This window comes from Psychrobacter sp. W2-37-MNA-CIBAN-0211 (assembly GCF_040309405.1).
Taxonomy (GTDB): Bacteria; Pseudomonadota; Gammaproteobacteria; order Pseudomonadales; family Moraxellaceae; genus Psychrobacter; species Psychrobacter glaciei.
On the sequence record NZ_JBEOOU010000030.1, the window covers coordinates 1 to 1,649 of the forward strand.

Consider the following 1,649-nt stretch of genomic DNA (forward strand, 5'->3'; position numbering starts at 1 on the left):
ACTTGTCTCCTGGGGTAGAAAGCACTGATTTTAGCGCCAGTTTATATCCTAAGCCGCCAAGTTTTACCAATGTTGAACTGGTTGAACGCTATAAGACCGATGCCGGTGCTCAGCAAGCTTTTTGGGCCATCAAACACGGCATTATGGCATCAGGTATGCCAGCATGGGGCGCTTCGCACGATGACGATAGAATGTGGGCAATGGTCGCTTTTATCAGATCGTTACCTGACTTAAATGAAAATCAATACACCATGTTAACGACTAGGATAGACGATGATATGTTGGACATGTCATTTGATGGTGAGATGGATATGTCTGGTGATGGATCCGGCATGCAACATTGATTATTCGTAAGAAATGCAGTACTAAATAGTGCTGCCTTTTGCGATTTAAGCTTTACCAATACTACTTTGGTCAGTGTTACGGCTTTAATTTTTATAAATTTGATCGTCAGATAAACGCTCAGGAGTGATTTTATGAGACGCTATACCAATATATTTTCTAGTGAACACAACCGGTTATCTGGTCGTGTTCTTTTAGTGATGATGACATCTTCACTATTATTAGCGGCTTGTAGTCAACCTAACGCTGCTGCTGACTCAACACCAGCGACTGAGCCAACGACCGCTACGCAAACCGCGCAAACAGAGCAACCAAAAGCCGAAATAATGCCTGTCAGTGCTCATTCAGACACCCAGCCAACTATCCTAAAAAATATCTCAGCCACCGTCTATAAAGATGCCAATTGTGGCTGCTGTAAAGAATGGGTCGGTTATGCCGAAGGTCATGGCCTAAATGCAACCGCACAGAACGTTGAAGATTTGTCCTTGTTTAAAGAGCGCTACAGCGTACCGCAGCAGATGCGCTCTTGTCATACTGCCGTCACTACTGACGGCTACGTATTTGAAGGTCATGTTCCTGCCAAATATATGGCACAGTTCCTAAAAAACCCACCAAGTGATGCGATTGGCCTTGCCGTACCTGGCATGCCAGTTGGTAGCCCTGGTATGGAATATCAAGATAAATTTATGCCGTATAAAGTGATGCAGCTTAATAAAGATGGCTCAACAGCCATTTATGCAACCATTGAATCACCGCAGCAGCAATTATAGTTTGAGTGACGTTTAAATAGCTTATCCAGCTCTATTAATGGGCTGTCGAAGACATAAGCTTGACTGATAAATATATAGACTCAACTCCCATTTCATGGATTAAGTTAGGTAAATAATTATGAACAAGAATATGCTTAACCGCAGGCGTTTTTTGACAGGGTCCTCTACTCTATTAGGGGCATCCATGCTATCCACACTGCCGTCTATTGCCAATAGTACGCTCGGTAAAGGTCAACAAAACGTAGCCGTCAACAGTGATAAATCTGACCATATCGTACCTATCTTAACCGGTAATGAGTTTGACCTGTATGTCAGCAAGAAGCCCGTTACTGTCAATGGCAAGTCGAGTATGGCAACCCTCATCAATGACTCGCTGCCAGCGCCAACGCTAAAGATGCAAGAAGGCGATACCGTGACCATCCGTGTCCATAACCAGATGAATGAGTCGACCTCTATCCATTGGCATGGCTTGCTCGTCCCATTTGAGATGGATGGTGTGCCAGGTATCAGCTTTGATGGTATTCCTGCGAACAGTAC

At 44.2% G+C, this 1,649-nt stretch carries 3 protein-coding genes; all 3 read left to right on the forward strand.

The window, feature by feature from the left end; translation table 11 throughout:
- Positions 1 to 344 (forward strand): c-type cytochrome (locus AAEY72_RS14095; RefSeq protein WP_352311116.1); only part of this gene is annotated, 344 nt, incomplete at its 5' end.
- A gap of 132 nt (positions 345 to 476) precedes the next feature.
- Positions 477 to 1,112, forward strand: a complete 636-nt coding sequence (locus AAEY72_RS14100) for a DUF411 domain-containing protein (protein WP_352311118.1) — start codon at positions 477 to 479, stop codon at positions 1,110 to 1,112.
- Positions 1,113 to 1,230: 118 nt separating this feature from the next.
- A partial coding sequence (locus AAEY72_RS14105) for a multicopper oxidase domain-containing protein (protein WP_352311120.1) occupies positions 1,231 to 1,649 on the forward strand: 419 nt, incomplete at its 3' end.

Coding starts and splice junctions, on each gene's coding strand:
- AAEY72_RS14100 (WP_352311118.1), top strand. CDS start 477: ATGAGACGCTATACCAATATATTTTCTAGTGAACACAACCGGTTATCT.